Source organism: Kribbella sp. NPDC026596, assembly GCF_040638415.1.
Lineage (GTDB): Bacteria > Actinomycetota > Actinomycetes > Propionibacteriales > Kribbellaceae > Kribbella.
Genome location: NZ_JBEZYF010000018.1, coordinates 53,135 through 72,190, shown reverse-complemented (window position 1 = coordinate 72,190; position 19,056 = coordinate 53,135). Strand labels below are relative to the sequence as shown.

Sequence of the window (19,056 nt, the reverse complement as noted above, 5' to 3'; positions counted from 1 at the left end):
GTCCGGTCATCTCCTAGCTTAAATGTGCGTACATTTCTGCGGGAGGAGCCGGTCCGATGGTGCAGGTCGAGGTTAGGCCACCCAGCCGCTCGATCGGTCCTGTCTCACCTCACACCCGGTTCACCAGTGTTCTCCTGGGGACCGACCGTCGCCTCGGCTCGGCGTTGGGGCGGTTGCCCGGGTTGCTGGTTGTGCTGGCTATCGCCGCCGTCGCCGTACCTCTCGGTCGGCTGGTTCCTGTGGTTGGCGGGCCGGTTTTCGGGATCGTGCTTGGTGTGCTCGGCGGCTTACTGATCCCGGCGCTGCGGGCTGAGCGGTGTCGTCCGGGCTACGATTTCGCCGCGAAGAACCTGCTGCAGGTCTCGATCGTCGTGCTCGGCACCGGCCTGTCCCTCCAGCAAGTAGCGCGCGTCGGGGCGTCCTCGCTCCCGGTCATGCTCGGCACGCTGGCGATCGCTCTCGGTGGCGCCTGGTTGTTCGGCCGCCTGCTCGGCGTCCGCGGCGACACCCAGACTCTGATCGGCGTCGGTACGGCGATCTGCGGCGGCTCAGCCATCGCCGCGGCAACAGCAGCGATCGGCGCCAAGCGCTCATCAGTCGCCTACGCCCTGGCGACGATCTTCACCTTCAACGTGGTCGCCGTCCTCACGTTCCCGCCCCTCGGCCACCTGCTCGGCCTCAGCCCGGAAGCCTTCGGACTATGGGCCGGTACGGCGATCAACGACACCTCATCCGTGGTCGCCGCCGGGTACGCCTACAGCCAGAGCGCTGGCGACCAGGCACTCGTCGTGAAGCTCACCCGCTCGCTCACCCTGGTCCCGATCGTCCTCACCCTGGTCCTGCTCAAGTCCCGCCGTGAGGCCCGCACGAACGGTGCATCCGACAACCGCCGACTGCCCTGGCGGAAGCTGGTCCCGCTGTTCCTGATCGGCTTCATCGCAGCCGCGGGTCTTCGCAGTGCGGGCGCCGTACCCGAGTCCTGGCTGCCGGCCCTGAGCCAGACCGGAACGTTCCTGATCACGTCCGCCCTCGTCGCGATCGGCCTGTCCCTCCGCCCGAAGGAGCTCCGCGACGCAGGACCCAGGCCACTCCTCCTCGGAGCGATCCTCTGGGTCCTGGTCGCAGTCGGCAGCCTCGGACTTCAGTCCTTCTCGTAGGCGGCCTGGCGGGTTTGGACCGCCTGGACGCGCGGTACGTCGAGTTTGTTGCTGCGGTCGAAGCGGTAGATGCCGTTCTCTTCCTGGAAGACGTCGGTCAGCTGCGTATAGCAGTAGCCGAACATCAGCGGGTTGTCGAGCAGCGCGTCGACCAGCCCGGCGAACCGGGTGTAGAACGCCTCCTCGTCCGCGACCCGCTGACCGTAGCCCCACGAGTCGGCGGAGTTGCCGGAGGCTGCCGCGGCCGCCTCCGGGTTCCACCAGATGCCGCCGAACTCACTGCAGAAGTACGGCTGACCGGCGTACGGCTGGGAGATCGGCCGACCCTCGCGCCCACCGCTGTTCCCGTACGGCGCTCCGTCCGCCAGGCCGGCCATCTGCTTCGCGAACTCGACCGGGTCCTGCTCGTAGTTGTGCGAGTCCCAGACGTCGGTCTCCGGCACGCGATGCGAGTAGCCGGACGAGTCCAGCACCGGACGGGTCGTGTCGGCCGCCTTCGTGGCCAAGAACATCGCCCGGGTGACGTCGTCCAGCTGGGTGATCCGGTCGTGCAGGAGCTGGTGGGTCTCGTTCAGCGGGCACCAGCCGATGATCGACGGGTGGCTGTAGTCGCGCTCGACGGCTTCCAGCCACTGACCGACGTACGACGCGGTCGGCTGCTGATTGTTGTCACCGGTGTCGCCGACGCCCGAACCCCAGTCGCCGAACTCGCCCCAGACCAGGTAGCCGAGCCGGTCCGCGTGGTACAGGAACCGCTCCTCGAACACCTTCTGGTGCAGCCGCGCACCGTTGAACCCGGCGGCGATGCTCAGCTCGATGTCGCGGACCAGAGCCTCGTCGGTCGGCGCCGTCATCAGGCTCTCCGGCCAGTACCCCTGGTCCAGCACGAGCCGCTGGAACACGTGCTTGCCGTTGATCAGGATCGCCTGACCGTTGATCGACACCGACCGCAGTCCGGCGTAGCTGTCCGCGGTGTCCACGACGTTGCCGTCGGCATCGATCAACTCGAGGCGTACGTCGTACAGGTGCGGATCGGTGGTGTCCCACAGGCGGACCCGGTCGGCCGGGACCTGGAGGGTGAGCCGCGGCGCGAGGTCGAGATCGGCGCGGACCTCTTGCGTTGCGACCTCGCCGTCGGCGTCGCTCAGGGTTGCGCGGACTTTCCAGCCCGGCTTGTTGGCCGAGACCGGTACGGCGAGGTGGAAGCTGGAGCCGGCCACGTCCGGGGTGATCCGCGGGCGGCCGAGGTGCACGGTCGGCACCGCTTCCAGCCAGACGGTCTGCCAGATGCCGGTGGTCCGGGTGTAGAGGCAGGCGTGGTTGGCGTACAGCTGGCTCTGCTTGCCGCGGGCTTGAGCGCCGTACCGGCTGTCCCGCGCGCGGACCACGATCGTGGCTTCCTCGCCCGGCTTGGCCGTCTGGCTCAGGTTGGCGCTGAACGGCGTGAAGCCGCCGCGGTGCCGGACGACCTCGACGCCGTTCACCCACACGGTCGCGTCGTGGTCCACGGCCTGGAAGTGCAGTACGGCGTCCTTGCCGGACCAGTCGGCCGGGATCGTGACGGTCGTCCGGTACCAGACGGCTTCCATGAAGTCGACGTCCTCGATCCCGGACAACTGCGTCTCCGGAGCGAACGGGACGGTGATCCGCTGCGCCAGCTCGCGCTCGTGGACCTTCCGCTCCCATCCCGAATCGGGCCGATCGATCTCGAACTGCCACTCGCCGTTCAGATTCACCCACCCCGCCCGGACAAACTGCGGACGCGGATACTCGGCACGAGGCTGAGACATGGACTCTCCTGGGGGACTGTCGAAGACGGACACGAAGACACTACAACGTTGGAATACCGCCAGCAACGGCCCGTCCGCGAACCGTGTGTCACCCGGCCAACGCGGTCGACCCCGCGCTCGGTTGACGGAGGACTCGTGGTGGGCGGGGATCGGGGGGCCTGGTGGATCAGGCACCAGCTCTGGGGTTGAGACCGGGTCCTGACTCACCCTCTGGGGACGTGGGACAGGTTATTTCAGGTCCTGGACCCCCGGTTCTTGTCCAAGCCCCCGAGACCACACCCGATCCGGCGGGCGTGGTCCGACTGATCCGGAGGGAGCTGAGATTGGCGGCGTACGGGTATTGGTTGGCTTTCTAGCGGTAGTGAGCCACGCCTTGAACTGGTGAGACTGCTCCATGCGGAGTGGTTTCGGTTCGAGAGAAGGAGAAACGTATGGCGACGTTCGTGCTTGTTCCTGGTGGTTGGCATGGCTCCTGGGCGTTCGAGGGGGTGGTTCCGTTGCTGGAGCGTGCCGGTCATACCGTTCACGCCCTGACCCTGACCGGTCTGCGGCCGGACGACGACGACGTGACGGTCGCGACGGCCAACCTCGACACGCACGCCGACGACGTACTGCGGCTCCTCGATCGCGCTCATATCACCAGCGCGACGCTGGTCGGCCACAGCTACGCCGGGATGGTGATCGCCGCCGCAGCCGATCGCGCCGGCGGCCGGGTCTCGCGGCTGGTGCATCTTGACGCCTACGTACCGCGCGACGGCGAGTCGTGCTGGTCTTTGACGAGCGAGGGCTACCGGCAAGCATTCGCAGACGGCGCCGCGGACACCGGCTACGCCGTACGTCCGCCGTTCCGTCCGCCGGACGGTGGCGATCCCCGCCGCCGTCCCCATCCCCTCGCCTCGTTCCTGCAAGCGATCCGTCTCACCGGCGTTGTCGACCGCGTGCCGCGCCGCGAGTTCGTCTACTGCTCCGGATGGGAGGACCGTACGCCGTTCGCCGAACTCCGGACCCGCCTGCAAGCCGACCCGGAGTGGCGAGTTCACGAGCTCCCAACCGCCCACAACGCCATGCGCGAGGCCCCGGAAGCGGTCGCCGCAATACTCCTTGGCGAACGCATCGCGGATGCGTCGGCGCACAGCCGACAGGCCCACCGTTGAAGCCGGCGCAACCCCAGTCCATCCGGCCCTGAGCGTCGGCCCGTACCGCCCGTTCGGCCTGGACGGCAAAAGCGGGGTGGCGGGGCGAGGTTCGGGGGTTCTAGTCGGGGGTGGGGACCCCACCCGGGGGCTTCGGACAGGTTATTTCCGGTGCCAGGGCCCCGCTTCTTGTTCAAGCCCTCGAGGACACGCCCGAGCCGGGAGGGCGGTGGCGGGCGGGAAAAGGAGGTGAGCGGGAGGTGGGGGATCGCCTAGGGTCGTGGTGATGATGCGTTTCTGAAGGCGCCCGCCGTGGCCCCCGGCATCGACCTCCGTCGTGCCGTCTCTTCGTGCTGCCATGAGCGTGCGCCGCGCTTCGACTCCTCTGTCGATCGCGATTCTTCAGGAGCCTCATGGTGTCCGGTATCTCGGACCGTCTTGTCCTGCGCACGCTCGATGGCGCCGCCGACCTTCTCATGGAGGAGCTGCGGCCGGTCGGTGCGGTTCGCCAGTTGTCCAACGTCGCCGTGGAATGCACAGTCGACGGCCGCCTGGGCGAACTCGCCGCCTGCCCGCTCTACTCGACCCTGGCGATCCCGCTCCCAGGCGAACCAGGTGATCGCGACTTCCTGCGTGCCCTCGAGCGCTCGAGTACGAGCGGCGTACTCGCAACCCTCCGTACGCCGCTCACCTTCCGAGTCGGCGTCGAGAACCCAGAGGTCAGGCGCCACCTGATCAAAGAAGTCGAATGCACCCTGGGCTGGATCAACCGGCCCGGCGGATGGACCGTGAACCTCACCCACACCCAGCAAGCCTGGTACGCCGAGATCGGACCGCTCTCCTGGACACAGCGATTCGGCCGGTCAGAACGGTTGCCATGGTCAACGACCCCGCTCGTCGCCGAGGTGCTGGTGCGACTGGCGAAAATCCGGCCAGGCCAGCGGGTACTCGATCCGTTCTGCGGCACCGGCACGATTCCCCGAGCGGTACGCCGACGACACCCGACGACCCGCGTGCTCGGAAGTGACCACGACCCCCGCGCACTCGAACTCGCGATCCGCAACAGCCGACTCGACATCGACCTCGTACTGGCGAACGCGAACGCGGAGGCTCTACCGCTCCCAACCGACAGCATCGACCGGATCGTCGCGAACCTCCCCTTCGGCAAGCAGGTCGGCACGCACCAGCTCAACCGAACCCTCTATCCGAAGCTTCTCCAAGAGATCGACCGCGTCATGGCCGCCGACGGACGCGCCGTACTCCTCACCGAGGACAAACGCGTCCTCCAGCAGGCGATCCACCACCAGCCAGGCCTCAAGCTAACCCGTCAACGCCTACTCAAATACAACGGCGCAACCCCAACCGCCTACGTCCTCACGAGGCCGCGACGCCGCTAAAGCCCAAGCAGTCGGACGCCGTTGTCCCAGCAGACGGCGCGGAGCCAGTCGTCGCCGAGGTTCAGGGACTCCAAAGATGCGAGCTGTACGGCGTACTCGTACGGGATGTTGGGGAAGTCGGACCCCAGCACGATCCGGTCCTGCAGGTCGCCAAGGCGCGAGGTCAGCTCGCGTGGGAACGGCATCAGGGATTCGGTGAACGGCGTCAGCGCCATCGTCGTGTCGAGGTGGACGTTCGGGTACGACGTCAGTCCCAAATGCTCGGCGTACTCCGGCATGCCCAAGTGTGCGATGACCGCGGTCAGCTCCGGGTGCTTCCGCAGTACCTCACCAAAGGGACCCGGTCCGGTATGCCGCCCGCGGATCGGTCCGGATCCGCAGTGCACCACCACCGGTACGCCGGCCTCGGCGAGCTGTCCCCACACGTCGTCGAGCTCGTCGGTGCGTGGATCGTAGTCACCCACCTGCAGGTGAACCTTGAAGATCCGCGTCCCCGACTCCAACGCCTCGCGGACGTAGTCACCCGCACCCGGCTCGGGGAAGAACGTCCCACTCGTCACGCAGCCCGGCGTCGACGCGGCGAAGTCACGCGCCCACCCGTTCAGCCACACGGCCATCCCCGGCTTGTGCGGGTACACCAACGCCGGAAACGACCGAACCCCCAACGATTCCAGCGTTTTCAGCCGCTCCTCGACGGACGTCCGATAGGTGATCGGCCACGCGGTCCCGTAGTGCTCCGACGCCTGATCGAAGTACGCCCACACCGCGTTCATCACCTGGTCGGGCAGGAAATGCACATGCACATCCACCAGCCCGTCCAACCCCAACCGCTGCCACCATCCCGGTACGTCGTCATCGCGCACCCGCCCAGCCTAGACACGCGCAGCGCTTGCCCATCACCTGCCTAACGACTCATGATGCATTTTGGGCGTTAGAGAGGCGGAGTCATGGAGTATCGGCCTGAGCTGGTCGGCGGACATCTCGTGCTCGACCTGGTCAACACTGTGGCGTGGCGGTTGGACGAACGACGGCGGGTCGACCGGTTCGCGGACCCGGCCAACCTGCGGAGCTGGCTGACGGCCACCGGGCTGGGACCGTCGGAGCCGGGCACCGAAGCCGAGCTGCCGCAGATCCGCGAGACGGCGTACGCGGTGCTCCAGAAGCTCGCAGTCCGTGAGGAACCCAACGACGCCGATCTCGCCGTACTCCGGGAGCTGATCGAGAACGCCGTACGCAACGCCGAGCTGGTCAGCCCACGACCGCTGACCTGGCGAGCCGACACCGTCACCGACCGGGTGCGGTTGTCGGTCTGGCGACTCTTCGAGGATGAGGATCTGGACCGGCTGCGGCAGTGCGACGACGACGATTGCGGCTGGTTGTTCCTGGATCGCAGTAAGAACGGCTCGCGGCGATGGTGCAGCTCCGCGGACTGCGGCAATCGGGCCCGCGCCCGCCGGCACTACCAACGTCGTCACGCCGAGGCATCGACATGACGGCGATCCACCGGGCCGGCCTTGCAGAAGGAATCCGGCTCGGGCTAGGACCGGCCGGTGCAGCTTTCGTCCTCGCTCTCAGCTTCGGCGCCGAGGCCGAGGCCCGCGGCTGGGGAGTCACGTTGCCGGTCGTCTTCTCTGCCCTGGCGTTCTCGGGCTCGGCGCAGTTCACCTTGCTGACGGCACTGTCCGGGGGCACGGTGGTCGCCGCGGTCGCTTCGGCGGCGTTGATCAACGGGCGCTATCTCGTGATGAGTGTCGCGTTGAACGACAGCCTGAGCGGAAGCCGGCTGAGACGGGCTCTGGAAGCGCAGGCCCTCGTGGACGCCTCGTTCATCTTTGCTCATCGCAACGACGGCCGGTACGACGTCTCCCGCCTGATCGGCGCGAGCCTGCCGCAGTGGGTGCTCTGGGTGCTCGGGACCGCGGTCGGCGCCCTGACCGCACCATCGGCGGATCTGATGTACCGGCTCGGGCTGGATGTCGTGTTCCCGGCGTTCTTCCTGGTACTCGCGCTGGACGAGGTGCGGCGGTCCCGCCGGGCGCTGGCCGCGTCGCTGCTCGGCGCCGCCATCGCCGCCGCGTTGCTGCTGGTCACCGATCCGGGCTACGCACTGCTCGGCGCCACGGCAGCCGCACTGATCGGGCTGATCCCCGAGCACACGAACGTACGTGAGGAGACGTCATGAAACTGTGGCTGGCCGCCATGACCGTTGCCGTCGTCAATTGGCTCATGAAGGCCGGCGGTCCGCTGCTCATCGGCCATCACAAGCTGCCGCCTGCCGCGGTCCGGGTCGTGGGTCTGATCGCCCCGGTGCTGCTGGCGGGCCTGATCGTCACCGAACTCGGCGGCAAGCGGCTGGACTGGACACAGCTCATCGGAGTCGCTGCCGCCGGGATCCTTTCCCTCGTCAGACTGCCCTTGCTGCCCGCGGTCGCCGCCGGCATCGCCCTCACCGCCGGAGTGCGGCTGTTCATCTAGCGAGTCTGATCGGCCACCCACAGGTTGGTGAGACCCTTGAAGTGGGACAGGAATTTCTCCTGTTCGTGCTTCGGGTACGTCGCCTCGACGGTCTCGCGCAACAAGCGATCGAAGTCGCTGCCGGAGACCCAGTCGCGGACGCGCGCGTCGAAGTCACCCAGGTGTTCGGCGCACCATTCGTGGTACTTCGTGGTCTCGAAGTGCTCGTCGGCCAGCGCGAGGTAGGCGTCGAGTTTGGCGTCGTAGTCCATCGACTCGTCGTCGGCGATCGCGAAGTACCGCTCGGTGCGCAGGTCGACCTTGCTGCGCCGGCCGGTCGCGAGCGAGAACACCGACCACTTGACCAGCGCGCTGATCGCCCATGGGAAGTAGTAGTGCAGCGAGGTCACCGCGACGTCCGGGCAGGCGTTGGCGTAGTCGATCGGGTGGACCGAGTCGCCCGCGACCAGCATCTCGCAGGAGTTGAACTCCCAGCCGAAGAACGCGTTCACGATCCGGCTGATCGCCACCGCCTGGTGCCCGGCGGACGGGCTGAGGAAGTCGTGCGAGACGGCGTACCGGTTGTGCATCGGCTCGTCCGGGCGGAAGTCCATCACCATCGTCTCGGCGCCGATCGACAGGGCCCGGGCGAACTTGTCGTACTCGATCGTGGCCTGCAGGTGCATCAGCATCTCGTCGGATTCGTCGTACGCGCGGTGCAGGTCGTCGGGATTGTTGATCCGGGAGACCCCGCGCCAGCCGCCGCCGTCGAACGGCTTCATGTACAACGGGTAGCCGAGGTCGGCCGCGATCGCGTCGAGATCGAACGGCTTGTTGTACTTCGCCGACGTGTAGGCCCACCGCACGTTGTCGACCGGGTTCTTGTACGGCACCAGCACGGTCCGCGGGATCTTCAGCCCGAGCCGGAGCATCGCGCAGTACGCCGAGTGCTTCTCCATCGACTGGAACGTGAACGGCGAATTCAGCAGGTAGGTGCCGTTCATCAGCGCGGCCTTCTTCAGCCACTCGCGCGGGTGGTAGTACCAGTACGCGAGCCGGTCGATCACCAGCCCGACCCGGACCGGGTCGTTCAGATCGAACGGCTCGATCGTCAGCCGCCGCGACCCGAACTCGTGCTCGTGCCCGTCCTCGAGGGTGACGGGCCCGACCCGCTGCAGCAGCGCCTCGAACGCCTGCGGCCAGTCCTCCTCGGCGCCCAGCAACAACCCGATCAGATGCCTGGAGCGGTCAGCCACAATCAAACTCCTAACAGAAGCGGGGCAAATGGTGGGCAAGTTGCTGGCGCCACCAGGGCCAGTCGTGAGCTACGTCGTACCCCCAAAGGTCCAGCTCATGCGGGATCCCCTTCGACTCCAGTACGGCGGCAGTCGCGCGAGCGGACGGCAACGAGCCGGTCGGGTTCGTCTCCCAGTCACCCTGACCGACCGTGAGCAGGATGAAGAGCCGGCCGCGCAGGTACTCGAGGTGGTCACCGGACAGGTTGGGCAGGTAGTCGGCCGGATTGTTGAAGTACGTCGCGTCGCCGCGCTCACCCCACGCGTGCCAGCTGGCCGCGTCGTAGTTGCCGGACTGGCAGATCGCGACCGGGAACAGATCGGACCGTTTGAACGCGAAGTTCAGCGCGTGGAACGCACCCAGGCTGCAGCCGGTGGTGATGATGTCGCTGACGCCGGGTGAGTCGGCGCCGATCGTCGGGACCACCTGGTTCACGATCCAGGACTCGTAGAACTCGTGCCGGCGGGCCCGGTCCTCGAGCTGGATGCTGCGGTCCGACCAGCTGACGTGGTCGAAGGAGTCCACGCAGTACAGCTTCACCCGGCCGGCGTCGATCAGGTCCTTGACGGCGGCGACCATGCCGTTGTTCTCGTAGTCCCAGGCCCGGCCCTGTTCGCTCGGGAAGACCAGCACCGGGCGGCCGAAATGCCCGTAGCGGATCACGGTTCCGCGCCGGTCAAGCCCCGGCGCCTCCAACTCGACCTGCTCCCGCTCCATCAGCCCCACCCCAGGTCTGTCGCAGTACATCGGTGAGATCAGGATCCAGCACATTACGCCAGGCTGTGAAGTTGTGCATGTCCGGGGTTTCCCCGAACGCCACGGTGAGCCCGAGATCGGCCAGTTTCGCCGCCATCACCCGGTTGTTGTGCACGTTCTCCTCGGTCGTCCCGGCGGTCATCCCGACCAGCGGCGTACTCGGCGCCGTGGTTGCCGTCAGCACCTGCTTCACGAAGCCGGTGACCCGGGCGTAGAACTCGAACTTCGACTCCTGCGGGTCCGTCTCCGGTGTGAAGAACGACCCGGACTGCAGGAACAGCCCGTCGAAGGTGCCGGGATAGTGCCATTCCGCGTGCAGCGCGGCGAGTGCGCCCAGGCTCGCGCCCATCATCACCGGCTTCCGGCTCCGGTACTGCGCTTCTACGGCAGGGAGCACGTACTGCGTCAGGGCCTCGGCGTACTGCGGGTTGGCGGCGTACCAGAGGTTGCGGGCAGTGGGGTGGATCAGGACGAGCCGGAACGGCGCCAGGCTTCCAGAGGCGACCATCGCGCCGGCGTAGTGGGTCAGACCGGCGTACGCGGCGAACTCGGGACCGTCGTGAGCGAGCAGGAGCGGGAGCTCGAAGGTCGGCGCAATGCCTTCCGGTGCCCAGACCTGCGCGTCGACCGGCCCGAGCGGGGACTCCACGGTGAGCGGGGTCAGCGTCGACGCGATCGACTCAGCGGTGATCCAGGCGGGCTCGACGTACCCGGGGAGCGGCAGCCAGGAGTGCTCGCCGAAGGCGCCGCCGACGAGCCGCGGGTTGGTCGGGTCGGTCCGCATCCCGAGGTCGGCGATGTCGAACAGGTACTCCATCCGGTGCACGGACGGCCGCGGCAGGTGCAGCTCCCACCCGTAGTCGACCGGCTTGAACTCGAGCAGCTCGGCCGCGAGTCCGAGCTCCTGCCAGAGCCGAACCCCCGTGAAGGCATGCGAAGGGTCGCCGAGGCGGAACACCACCTCGGCCCCTTCGACCGCACTCAGCACAGCAGGCATCCGACCAAGGTACAACCGGAATCACTGACAACAGGTGTCAGTGATAGCGGTCTATCGTTGGAGCGTGGTCGATCTCACGGACATCAGGGCAGTCACAGCGGACCTGCCGCGCAGCTACGAGGTGCTGGTGCGGGACTCGATCAAGTTCCGGGTCGGGCAGATCGTCTACCTGGCGGTGGCGCCGGACGAGCAGACGATCGGGATCGGGTTCCCGATCGAGGAGCGGGAGGCGGCGCTGGCGGCCGAGCCGGACAAGTTCTTCAGGCCCCGGCCGTCCGACGAGCGGTTCCGGTGGATCCAGGTGCGCCTGGACGCGCTCGAGTACGACGAACTCCGCGAGCTGATCCTGGACGCCTGGTCGATGTGCGTCCCGAAGAAGGTCCGGAAGGCCTACTTCGGCGAGTCGTAAGTCTGGGCCCAGGGCAACCATCTCATCCTCTGGTAGTAGGCCGGAACCATTCCGATGGCCGATGGGTGGCGCAGTTCCGCGAAGCACTCTTGAAGATGTGACCGGAGACTTCCTACCGCGGCGCCGCCAGGCGTCGATCCTCAGCCAAGCCCTGACCGTTCTGATCGTGCTCGCCGTCGTGGGCCTGGCCGCCTATCTGTTCTCCTAGGAGTCCCAGCGGACTTCGGCCTCGCCCGGTCGCACCACGCCGGCCTCGTACGCGACGACGACCGCCTGCACGCGGCTGGACAGGCCCAGCTTCGAGAGCACGCTGCTGACGTGAGTTTTCACCGTCGTCTCGCTGACGAACAGCTTGCTGGCCAGGTCCCGGTTCGACAGGCCGCGAGCCATCCAGACCAGGATCTCCCGCTCCCGCTCACTCAGGTTGGCCAGCAGTCCGACCCAGCGAGCGTCCGGTTGGGCCGGCGCCGGCGCGGCCGGATCGCCGCCGACCTGGCGCTCCAGTTCCATGCACCGCTCGAGCAGCACCCGGGTCGACGCCGGGTCGACCAGCGAGTCGCCTCGGTGCACCGCGCGTACCGCTGACACCAGCAGGTCCGGATCGGTGTCCTTGAGCAGGAACCCGGACGCTCCAGCCCGGACGGCGCTCAGTACGTACGCCTCGTCGTCGAACGTCGTCAGCACGAGTACGGCGGGACGCGAACGGCCGGCCGCCTGGTTGGCGGCCGTGATCCGCTCGGTCGCGACCAGCCCGTCCATCACCGGCATCCGGATGTCCATCAGGACCACGTCCGGGTCGTACTGCTCGATCAGCCGGAGCGCCTCCTCGCCGTTCTCCGCCTGGGCGATCGTGGTCAGGTCGGGCTCGTGGTCGAGGATCATCGCGAGACCCATCCGGATCACGCCCTGGTCGTCGGCCACGAGCACCTTGATGTCGTCGGTCACTTCTGCGGCGGCAGCCATGCCTGCACCCTCCATCCACCCAGGGGGCCGGCCGCGACGGCCAGTGTGCCGCCGACCGCCGTCGCCCGTTCCCGCATCCCGATCAGTCCGTTCCCGCGGCCGCTCTCGCTCCGCCGGGCGGACTCCAGCACGTTCACCGGCGGCGGCCCGCCGCTGCCGTTGTCGTCGATCGTCAGGAGCTCGCCCTGCGGTCCACTCTGCCAGGTGACCCGAGCCGCGGTCGCCTTCGCGTGCACCATCACGTTGGTGAGCGCCTCCTGGATGATCCGGACCGCGGTCAGATCGGAGGCCGAGCTCAGTTGCCGCTGCCGTGGCGGCAGGTCCATCGTCACGTCGATGCCGACCGCCTTCAGCCGGTCGCCCATTCGCGCCACGTCGGACAGATCCGGCACCGGCGCGGTCCCGCCGCCCGAGCCCGGTGACGCTCCGGCGCCGTCAGGCGAGGCCGTGTTCAGGACCCGGACCGTCTCCCGCATCGCGGTCAGCGCTTCCTTGCCGCTGGCAATGATCCAGCGGATCGCCTCCCGCAGCACCTCGGGTCGCTGGTCGGCCACCCGATCGGCGGCCTGGGCCCGGATCACCACCGCGCTGACGTGGTGGGAGATCACATCGTGCAGGTCGCGGGCGATCCGGGTCCGCTCCGCGACCGCGGCGCGTTCCGCCTCGACCGCGCGGAGCCGGACCAGCTCGGCGTTCCGCTGCTCCAGCAGTGCGACGCTCTTCCGCCGACGTCGGGCGTCCGCTCCGAGCAGCACCATGCCGCAGATCAGCGCCTCGGCGAAGACGAACAGCGAGACGTCGATATAGCTGTAGAGGCTCGGTAGATCCCTGGGGAGCTTCTGATACCGGTCGCCGTACAGGATCGCGCGGTTCGCGTGGCCGAGGACGATCGCGACCACGGTAGGCAGGCCGATCATCAGTCCGGCCAGGCTGCCCATGGTGAAGAACAGGCAGGTGAACCGCCGTACGCCGCTCGATGCCGCCAGGTACCCGACGACGAGCAGCGGGACCAGGTGGATCTCCGACTGCAGGGCCGCGTCGCTGATCTGGGGCTGGCCGAAGACGGTGACCCCGAGCTGGGCGGCCAGGCCGGTGCCGACCGCGGCGTACAGGAACGGGTAGAGCACCGAGACAACCACGAGCATCGTGCGCGGGATCCGCCGTCCGAACGCGACCGTGGCGACCAGGAAGATGCCGGTCACCACCGAGACGGCCGGATTCTGCGGTCGCAGGCCGCTGCCGTTGATCAGGTTCAGCGCCACGAACCAGACCAGCCCGATGACCGCGGCGCGCAGCACATCCTGCTGCGACTGCGACATTCGGCGCCAGACACTGATCACGTTGCCCAGCGTAGTCAGCCGGTGTTCGCCGAAGCTTCATCTGCCCGGAGGGGCAGTCTCTCCAACTTTTGGAGGAGGCTCGGCGTCCGAACCGATACTCAGGGGCTACTGATGGTGCACGAGGACGGTCCCTGGGACCGATGTGCCGACCGTCCCGATCCGAAAGGCTGTACCCATGAGGAACGACCTGCCGCCGCGCCGGACCGGCGCGGTGCGGACACGGTTGCTGTCCGTGACTGGCGTGGTCCTCGTGGGGGCGGTGATCGGCTCGCTGCTGCTGTGGCATGCGCAGCTCGGGGAGATGTTCGGTCTGGCCGCGGACAAGGAACCGGTCGTGTCGAGCGTCAGCGCACCTGCTGTCGGTGCGCCGGTGGCCGAGACCACCCTGGCGACCCCCACGCCGACCCGCTCGCCGTCCAACCCATCCAGGACGCCGACCACGACGAAGCCTCCCAAGAAGAAGACGGTGAAGACGACCCCGTCGCGGGAGGAGAGCATCGATGGACTGTCGCCGAAGCTGAAGGCCAGGCTGACGAAGGCGATCGCGGCCGCGAAGGCCGACGGCGTCACGATCCGGATCACCTCCGGCCGACGGAGTGCGGCCAAGCAGCAGCGGCTACTGAACGAGGCGATCAAGAAGTACGGGTCCTACAAGGTGGCGACCCGCTGGGTACTGCCGCCGAAGTACTCCGCGCACGTGCTGGGCAAGGCCGTGGACATCGGTCCGACGGCGGCCATGACCTGGCTCAACCAGAACGGCTGGCGGTACGGCGTGTGCCGCCGCTACGACAACGAACCGTGGCACTTCGAGGCGCTCACCGCACCCGGTACGAAGTGCCCGCCGCGTGAACCACACGCGGTCGCCAAGGCCGATTGAAATCCAGGGGGAACTGACGATGACCATGACCTACGCGCAGCCCATGCCCCGGCGCTACACCCGTGCCCGGCTCGCCGTCCCGGCGCTCTGGCGGCAGGTGATCCGTGCCAGTGAGAAGGGAGACGAGACGATCGTGCCCGAGCCGGACCGGTCCGCGTACACGCAGTTGGAGATCTACGACGGCTTCCTGGCCGCCTTCGAGCGCCGCACCGAGGTGGCCGACGTGCTGCGGACCTCCGTCGACCGGACCATCGCCGTACGCCGGTTGCGCGAGGAGTTCTCGCTCAACCACCTGCAGGCGACCGCTCTGCTCGATCTGCCGCTGACCACGGAGTGCCGCGACCGGATCGCGCACCGTGCGGAGGAGCTGCGGTCTGCGCTGAATCGCTGACCCGCAGCCGTCTCACGGCTCGCGCAGAACCTGCGGGGTTTGCGTCGCGTTGGGAGGATGGAAGGGTGATCACGATCGAGCAGGCTGGGCGACTGCGCAAGGCCGGGGTGCTGTGGGCGCCCGCGGCAGGGGATCGTTTCGTCGTACCGGACCGGGAGATGGACGACGACGTGTTCGTGGTGAGCGACATGACCGTCGAGGTGCACGACTACCAGGGCAGCAAGGTGATCGGCTTCAACGGCACCACCGAGTGGGCCCTGGACAGCATCGAGCAACGCGAGGTCATCTGGCTCCCCCGCGAGGAGCAGCTCCGCGCGCTCCTCGGCGAGCATTTCCACAAACTCCAAGCAGTCCCCGGCGGCTACCAGGTAGACCTCACCGACTCCACCCACACCGCCGAAGACGCCGAACAGGCCTACGCCCAGGCGGTCATTCACCTCCTGGGCGCTTAGCCCGTGGTCGGCCGCCAGTACTGCTTCTTGTCTTTGTCTTTCACGGTGTAGCCGAGGTTGGCGAGCTCGTCGCGGAGTTCGCGGAGATCGGCCTTGCCCTTGTCGCCGTCGTCGAAGGCTTTCGAGCGGGCCTTGAGGATGGCGTTGGCGGTGGGAGACAGGTCGGGGTCGTCCTGGACCCAGCGACGGAAGCGGGCTGCGTGGGGGTCGCCGGCGTCGGACCACGGGTAGCCGTGGGTGCGGAACGCAGCCGGGATCTGCTTCGCGTCCGACTTCAGCTGGTCGTGCTTCTCCCGCGCCAGCTCCCGTGACGTCGCGTCCTGCAGCACGATCTCCTTGCCGTCCAGGAACGCGGCCGACACCTTCTCCCGCGGCACCGTCACCGTCTTCTGGTTCTTCAGGAACTCCACCGACTGATCGGTGACTGTCACCTTGAGCGTGTCGTCGAGCGCCATCCCCGCGAGCAGTACGCCGGCCAGCAGCCCGAGCACGATGCAGATCGCGACCACCCACCAGCCGTCCCAGCCGGAAATCAGCCTCAGCGGTCCCTGGAACGGCACCCAGTCCTTCGAGGCGGCCCAGTCCGCGATCCGCGGCAGGAAGAACCCGAGCACCAGCCCGATCAACGGCAACCCGCCGAACAGCAGGACCTTGTCCGCCGTCGAGTGCCCGATCACGGTCCGTCTCGGTGCCTGTGTCGTCGACCCCATGACCTGAACGTAGCGTGGCGGCGCGCAACTTAAGTATCGAACAACAACGACAGAAGAACCCCTCACTTCGCTCGGGGGAGAGTACAGCCGAATAACCCCTCGCTGCGCTCGGGGGAGAGTAGTGCCGAAGGACAGGACGTAGAGGTCTACGCAGACGCCTCCGCCACGCTCAGCCGGTCCAGCCGTCGGGCCGCTCGGACCGCCACCTCCTGTCCGTAGGTACGGTCTCAGGGTGATCTGGTTGCGATTTCTGAGCGGACCTGACATCGACGAGCTGGGGCTGACCCGGCTGGAGATCGTGGATGCGGTCGAGGAGGCGGTCCGGGAGCACGGCGAGGGGCGGACCAGCTTCGAGCCGCGAGTGCACCTGATGCCGGACAACGGCGGCATCGGCCACTTCAACGTCCTGCGTGGTCACCTCGACGGGCTCGGCGAGCACGGCATCAGCGGGGTCAAGGTGGTCGGCGACTTCGTCCCGAACTACCAGAAAGGTTTGCCGAGTGAGCTGGCGATGGCGACCCTGTTCGACCCGACCACCGGCGTACCGCTCGCGGTGCTGGACGCGACGATGATCACCGCGGCCCGGACCGGCGCGATGACGACGGTCGGCGCCCGCCACCTGGCCCGGCGGGACAGCAAGATCCTCGCCCACGCGGGAGCCCGCGGTACGGCGTGGTGGAACGTCACCATGCTCGACGATCTCTTCGACCTGGACGAGATCCGGGTGACGTCACGACGGCCCGAGTCCCGGGAGAAGTTCGCCGCCGAACTGTCGGCCGAGCTGTCCACGCCGGTGCGGGTGGTGGCGACGGTGGAGGAGGCGTTCGACGGTGCCGACGTACTGGTCGAGGCGACCCGGTTGACGTCGCCTGAGCCGCTGTTGCGGACCGCCGTGGTGAAGCCGGGTGCGTTCGTCGTACCGTACGGGACGATCAGCGCGGTCGAGCTCGACCTGCTCGACGTGATGGACAAGGTGGTCGTGGACGACTGGCGGGAAGCTCAGTCCGGGCGGTTCGGGTCCCTGCGGCGGCACGTGGACACCGGCCGGCTCTCGCCGGAGACCTTGTACGCCGAACTCGGTGAGATCGTCGCAGGACGCAAGCCCGGGCGCGAGAATGATGCCGAGCGCAACCTTTTCTGGCATCGCGGACTGTCGTTGCTGGACGTCGCGATCGCGCACCTGATCCTGCGCAAAGCCGAGGCCGCCGACATCGGCACGATGCTGCGCTTCCACTGATGATCAACGAACCGTCGGACCTCGACCCGGCCTCCACCGAGCCCATCACGATCGCCCAACCCCTCTTCGATCGTCTGGCCGCGATCCGCGCCGCAGCGCTCCACACCCTCGACTCCGGCCTGCCCGTCTACGGTGTGAACACCGGGATGGGCAACCTGAGCAAAGTCCGCCTCACCGAGGACGAGCAACGCGTCCACCAACGCAATCTGCTGCTCGGGCGAGCAGTAGGCGGCCCGCCCTGGCTCCCACCCGACGAGGCCCGAGCCGTCTTGATCGGCCGCCTGAGGACCTTCCTGACCGGCGATGCCGCTGTATCGGTCGGACTGATCCAGCAGCTCGTCACTCTGATCAACAGCGGCGTGCTGCCGGCCGTCCCGGCCGAGGGTGCAGGCTCAGCGGGGGAGATCATCCCGCTCGCGCACGCCCTCGGGCCGCTCGTCGGAATCGGCTCGGTGCTCGACACGGGCGCCGAGGGCATCCGGCCCGCAGCAGAGCTCCTGCCGGCAGCAGAGCCCCGGCCTGCAGCCGAGCTCCGGCCTGCAGCCGGGCTCCGGCCTGCAGCGGGGGCCCGGCCAGCATCGGGGGTCCTGCCCCGCTTCGAGCTCGGGCCCAAGGAGGGTATCGCCTTGCTGGCCGGGATTCCCGGCGCCAGTGGGCGAGCTGCTCTCCACGCCAGGCGGACGCACGGCCTCGCGGACCACCTCAGCTCGGTCGCCTCCGGAGCGATCGCGGTGATCGGCGCCAACCGATCGCCGTACAGCCCGGCAGCCGCACGGGGCGATGACTTCCTGGTGGCCGAGTTCGGCCGGATCCGCGCACTGGCCGGCCCCGAGGACGAGCCGCGGAGCCTCCAGGCACCCGTGTCCTTCCGGGTCGCGGGACACGTGCATGCGCATCTTCGGCGGACTCTGAACGCCCTGGACGACGCGGTCGAGCGGGCGTTCGCCGGCGTCACCGACTCACCGGCGTACCTGGACGGTGAGTTCATCGGTACGGCCGGCTTTCACGGGATCGACCTGGCCGCTCACTGCGATCACCTGACCGCGGCCCTCGCCCATGCGGCTGAGGTCTCGACCGCCCGGCTGCATCGCCTGCTCGACCCGGTCGTCACCGGCCTGCCCGCTCAGCTGGCCCACGAACCCGGCCCGCAGGCCGGGCTCGTCGCCGTCCACAAGCGCGCCGTCGCCACAACCCACCAGCTCCGCCGCCTGACGTTGCCCACGGCAATCAGTACGGCGCAGACCTCGAACGGCCAGGAGGATGTCCAGACGTTCTCCTGGGAAGCCGTCGGCGTCCTCGCCGAAGCGATCCGGCTCACCCGCGAGACGACCGCCTGCGAACTCCTGGCCGTCCGCCAAGCCTTCGCCCTGTCGAATCGCCCGATCCCCACCGGTCTGAGCGACCTGATGCGGGCGGTCGACGCCGTCGTACCCCCGATCGACACCGACCGCCCGTTCGGTGAAGACCTGACCCGACTGATCGAGCAAGTCCTCAGCTCTTCTCGAGAGGTGTCTAAGAAAGGTAAGCCTCATCTAATTTTCTAGGCGGTCTCGGTCATGGGTTGATCGAAAAAGCCAGCGCGACACGCGGAGGTGGGCAAGCCGTAAGTAGCCTGCGCGGGGTCTGTGTCGTTGGCCTGGATACGGGCGCGTGAAATCTGGGCCAAAGCTGCTCCGGCGGGGCTGTCACCGGTCCAG

General features: G+C 67.9%; 20 protein-coding genes. 12 read left to right on the top strand and 8 right to left on the bottom strand.

Annotated elements, in window-relative coordinates:
- Positions 1-56: 56 nt before the first annotated feature.
- Positions 57-1,157, top strand: a complete 1,101-nt coding sequence (locus tag AB0E63_RS17390; protein WP_360366522.1) for a putative sulfate exporter family transporter — start codon at positions 57-59, stop codon at positions 1,155-1,157.
- On the opposite strand, the gene AB0E63_RS17385 is transcribed toward AB0E63_RS17390, so the two are convergent.
- Positions 1,142-2,947, bottom strand: coding sequence for a sugar-binding domain-containing protein (locus tag AB0E63_RS17385; RefSeq protein ID WP_360366520.1), 1,806 nt, complete (start codon positions 2,945-2,947; stop codon positions 1,142-1,144). The genes AB0E63_RS17390 and AB0E63_RS17385 overlap by 16 nt on opposite strands.
- A 431-nt stretch (positions 2,948-3,378) precedes the next feature.
- Here AB0E63_RS17385 and AB0E63_RS17380 point away from each other — a divergent pair, with 431 nt between their 5' ends.
- Together AB0E63_RS17380 and AB0E63_RS17375 are read left to right on the top strand one after the other, a co-directional pair.
- The gene (locus tag AB0E63_RS17380; RefSeq protein ID WP_360366518.1) at positions 3,379-4,101 is read left to right on the top strand and encodes an alpha/beta hydrolase family protein; all 723 of its coding nucleotides are present in this window, start codon (positions 3,379-3,381) and stop codon (positions 4,099-4,101) included.
- Positions 4,102-4,493: 392 nt separating this feature from the next.
- Positions 4,494-5,477 carry a methyltransferase domain-containing protein gene (locus AB0E63_RS17375; RefSeq protein ID WP_360366516.1) on the top strand — a complete coding sequence of 328 codons (984 nt, stop codon included), beginning with the start codon at positions 4,494-4,496 and terminating at the stop codon, positions 5,475-5,477.
- On the opposite strand, the gene AB0E63_RS17370 is transcribed toward AB0E63_RS17375, so the two are convergent.
- A complete protein-coding gene (locus AB0E63_RS17370; protein ID WP_360366514.1) occupies positions 5,474-6,340 on the bottom strand; it encodes an amidohydrolase family protein in 867 nt (288 codons plus the stop codon). The two genes, AB0E63_RS17375 and AB0E63_RS17370, sit on opposite strands and share 4 nt — an antisense overlap.
- A gap of 84 nt (positions 6,341-6,424) precedes the next feature.
- On the opposite strand from AB0E63_RS17370, the gene AB0E63_RS17365 reads away from it, so the two are divergent.
- Genes AB0E63_RS17365 through AB0E63_RS17355 form a run of 3 tightly spaced genes read left to right on the top strand, consistent with a single transcriptional unit; the run spans position 6,425 to position 7,952 of the window.
- A complete protein-coding gene (locus AB0E63_RS17365; RefSeq protein WP_360366512.1) occupies positions 6,425-6,970 on the top strand; it encodes a CGNR zinc finger domain-containing protein in 546 nt (181 codons plus the stop codon).
- Positions 6,967-7,659, top strand: coding sequence for an AzlC family ABC transporter permease (locus AB0E63_RS17360; protein WP_360366511.1), 693 nt, complete (start codon positions 6,967-6,969; stop codon positions 7,657-7,659). Before AB0E63_RS17365 ends, AB0E63_RS17360 begins: the two co-directional genes overlap by 4 nt.
- Positions 7,656-7,952: an AzlD domain-containing protein gene (locus AB0E63_RS17355; protein WP_360366509.1), complete on the top strand. Its 297-nt coding sequence runs from the start codon at positions 7,656-7,658 to the stop codon at positions 7,950-7,952. Before AB0E63_RS17360 ends, AB0E63_RS17355 begins: the two co-directional genes overlap by 4 nt.
- Here AB0E63_RS17355 and AB0E63_RS17350 read toward each other — a convergent pair.
- The 3 genes from AB0E63_RS17350 to AB0E63_RS17340 are packed head-to-tail and all read right to left on the bottom strand — an operon-like array spanning position 7,949 to position 10,980.
- Positions 7,949-9,187 (bottom strand): hypothetical protein, encoded by a 1,239-nt coding sequence (locus tag AB0E63_RS17350; protein WP_360366507.1) that lies wholly within the window; start codon positions 9,185-9,187, stop codon positions 7,949-7,951. The genes AB0E63_RS17355 and AB0E63_RS17350 overlap by 4 nt on opposite strands.
- A 10-nt stretch (positions 9,188-9,197) precedes the next feature.
- On the bottom strand, positions 9,198-9,944 hold the full coding sequence (locus AB0E63_RS17345; RefSeq protein ID WP_360366505.1) for an alpha/beta hydrolase-fold protein: 747 nt from the start codon (positions 9,942-9,944) through the stop codon (positions 9,198-9,200).
- On the bottom strand, positions 9,904-10,980 hold the full coding sequence (locus AB0E63_RS17340; protein ID WP_360366503.1) for an alpha/beta hydrolase-fold protein: 1,077 nt from the start codon (positions 10,978-10,980) through the stop codon (positions 9,904-9,906). The genes AB0E63_RS17345 and AB0E63_RS17340 overlap by 41 nt, the downstream gene beginning before the upstream one ends.
- Positions 10,981-11,044: 64 nt before the next feature.
- Here AB0E63_RS17340 and AB0E63_RS17335 point away from each other — a divergent pair, with 64 nt between their 5' ends.
- On the top strand, positions 11,045-11,389 hold the full coding sequence (locus AB0E63_RS17335; RefSeq protein WP_360366501.1) for an MmcQ/YjbR family DNA-binding protein: 345 nt from the start codon (positions 11,045-11,047) through the stop codon (positions 11,387-11,389).
- A 204-nt stretch (positions 11,390-11,593) separates the two neighbouring features.
- On the opposite strand, the gene AB0E63_RS17330 is transcribed toward AB0E63_RS17335, so the two are convergent.
- Both AB0E63_RS17330 and AB0E63_RS17325 read right to left on the bottom strand, forming a co-directional pair.
- Positions 11,594-12,334: a response regulator transcription factor gene (locus AB0E63_RS17330; protein WP_360366683.1), complete on the bottom strand. Its 741-nt coding sequence runs from the start codon at positions 12,332-12,334 to the stop codon at positions 11,594-11,596.
- Positions 12,331-13,692 carry a histidine kinase gene (locus AB0E63_RS17325; protein WP_360366499.1) on the bottom strand — a complete coding sequence of 454 codons (1,362 nt, stop codon included), beginning with the start codon at positions 13,690-13,692 and terminating at the stop codon, positions 12,331-12,333. Before AB0E63_RS17325 ends, AB0E63_RS17330 begins: the two co-directional genes overlap by 4 nt.
- A gap of 175 nt (positions 13,693-13,867) precedes the next feature.
- Here AB0E63_RS17325 and AB0E63_RS17320 point away from each other — a divergent pair, with 175 nt between their 5' ends.
- From AB0E63_RS17320 to AB0E63_RS17310, 3 genes are all read left to right on the top strand, one after another.
- Positions 13,868-14,569 (top strand): M15 family metallopeptidase, encoded by a 702-nt coding sequence (locus AB0E63_RS17320; RefSeq protein WP_360366497.1) that lies wholly within the window; start codon positions 13,868-13,870, stop codon positions 14,567-14,569.
- 19 nt (positions 14,570-14,588) lie between these two features.
- The gene (locus tag AB0E63_RS17315; RefSeq protein WP_360366495.1) at positions 14,589-14,960 is read left to right on the top strand and encodes a hypothetical protein; all 372 of its coding nucleotides are present in this window, start codon (positions 14,589-14,591) and stop codon (positions 14,958-14,960) included.
- A 65-nt stretch (positions 14,961-15,025) separates the two neighbouring features.
- Complete coding sequence (locus AB0E63_RS17310; RefSeq protein WP_360366494.1) at positions 15,026-15,412, top strand: pilus assembly protein CpaE; 387 nt, start codon at positions 15,026-15,028, stop codon at positions 15,410-15,412.
- On the opposite strand, the gene AB0E63_RS17305 is transcribed toward AB0E63_RS17310, so the two are convergent.
- On the bottom strand, positions 15,409-16,122 hold the full coding sequence (locus AB0E63_RS17305) for a hypothetical protein (protein ID WP_360366492.1): 714 nt from the start codon (positions 16,120-16,122) through the stop codon (positions 15,409-15,411). The genes AB0E63_RS17310 and AB0E63_RS17305 overlap by 4 nt on opposite strands.
- Positions 16,123-16,354: 232 nt before the next feature.
- On the opposite strand from AB0E63_RS17305, the gene AB0E63_RS17300 reads away from it, so the two are divergent.
- Both AB0E63_RS17300 and AB0E63_RS17295 read left to right on the top strand, forming a co-directional pair.
- The gene (locus AB0E63_RS17300) at positions 16,355-17,359 is read left to right on the top strand and encodes an ornithine cyclodeaminase family protein (protein WP_360366490.1); all 1,005 of its coding nucleotides are present in this window, start codon (positions 16,355-16,357) and stop codon (positions 17,357-17,359) included.
- Positions 17,359-18,903: an aromatic amino acid lyase gene (locus AB0E63_RS17295; protein ID WP_360366488.1), complete on the top strand. Its 1,545-nt coding sequence runs from the start codon at positions 17,359-17,361 to the stop codon at positions 18,901-18,903. Before AB0E63_RS17300 ends, AB0E63_RS17295 begins: the two co-directional genes overlap by 1 nt.
- Positions 18,904-19,056: the final 153 nt, after the last annotated feature.

Excerpts from the sequence above, each read along its gene's own strand:
- AB0E63_RS17305 (WP_360366492.1), bottom strand. The coding sequence starts at position 16,122 with ATGGGGTCGACGACACAGGCACCGAGACGGACCGTGATCGGGCACTCG.
- AB0E63_RS17320 (WP_360366497.1), top strand. The coding sequence starts at position 13,868 with ATGAGGAACGACCTGCCGCCGCGCCGGACCGGCGCGGTGCGGACACGG.
- AB0E63_RS17360 (WP_360366511.1), top strand. The coding sequence starts at position 6,967 with ATGACGGCGATCCACCGGGCCGGCCTTGCAGAAGGAATCCGGCTCGGG.
- AB0E63_RS17340 (WP_360366503.1), bottom strand. The coding sequence starts at position 10,980 with ATGCCTGCTGTGCTGAGTGCGGTCGAAGGGGCCGAGGTGGTGTTCCGC.
- AB0E63_RS17380 (WP_360366518.1), top strand. The coding sequence starts at position 3,379 with ATGGCGACGTTCGTGCTTGTTCCTGGTGGTTGGCATGGCTCCTGGGCG.
- AB0E63_RS17390 (WP_360366522.1), top strand. The coding sequence starts at position 57 with ATGGTGCAGGTCGAGGTTAGGCCACCCAGCCGCTCGATCGGTCCTGTC.
- AB0E63_RS17295 (WP_360366488.1), top strand. The coding sequence starts at position 17,359 with ATGATCAACGAACCGTCGGACCTCGACCCGGCCTCCACCGAGCCCATC.
- AB0E63_RS17365 (WP_360366512.1), top strand. The coding sequence starts at position 6,425 with ATGGAGTATCGGCCTGAGCTGGTCGGCGGACATCTCGTGCTCGACCTG.
- AB0E63_RS17385 (WP_360366520.1), bottom strand. The coding sequence starts at position 2,947 with ATGTCTCAGCCTCGTGCCGAGTATCCGCGTCCGCAGTTTGTCCGGGCG.
- AB0E63_RS17375 (WP_360366516.1), top strand. The coding sequence starts at position 4,494 with ATGGTGTCCGGTATCTCGGACCGTCTTGTCCTGCGCACGCTCGATGGC.
- AB0E63_RS17355 (WP_360366509.1), top strand. The coding sequence starts at position 7,656 with ATGAAACTGTGGCTGGCCGCCATGACCGTTGCCGTCGTCAATTGGCTC.
- AB0E63_RS17315 (WP_360366495.1), top strand. The coding sequence starts at position 14,589 with ATGACCATGACCTACGCGCAGCCCATGCCCCGGCGCTACACCCGTGCC.
- AB0E63_RS17345 (WP_360366505.1), bottom strand. The coding sequence starts at position 9,944 with ATGGAGCGGGAGCAGGTCGAGTTGGAGGCGCCGGGGCTTGACCGGCGC.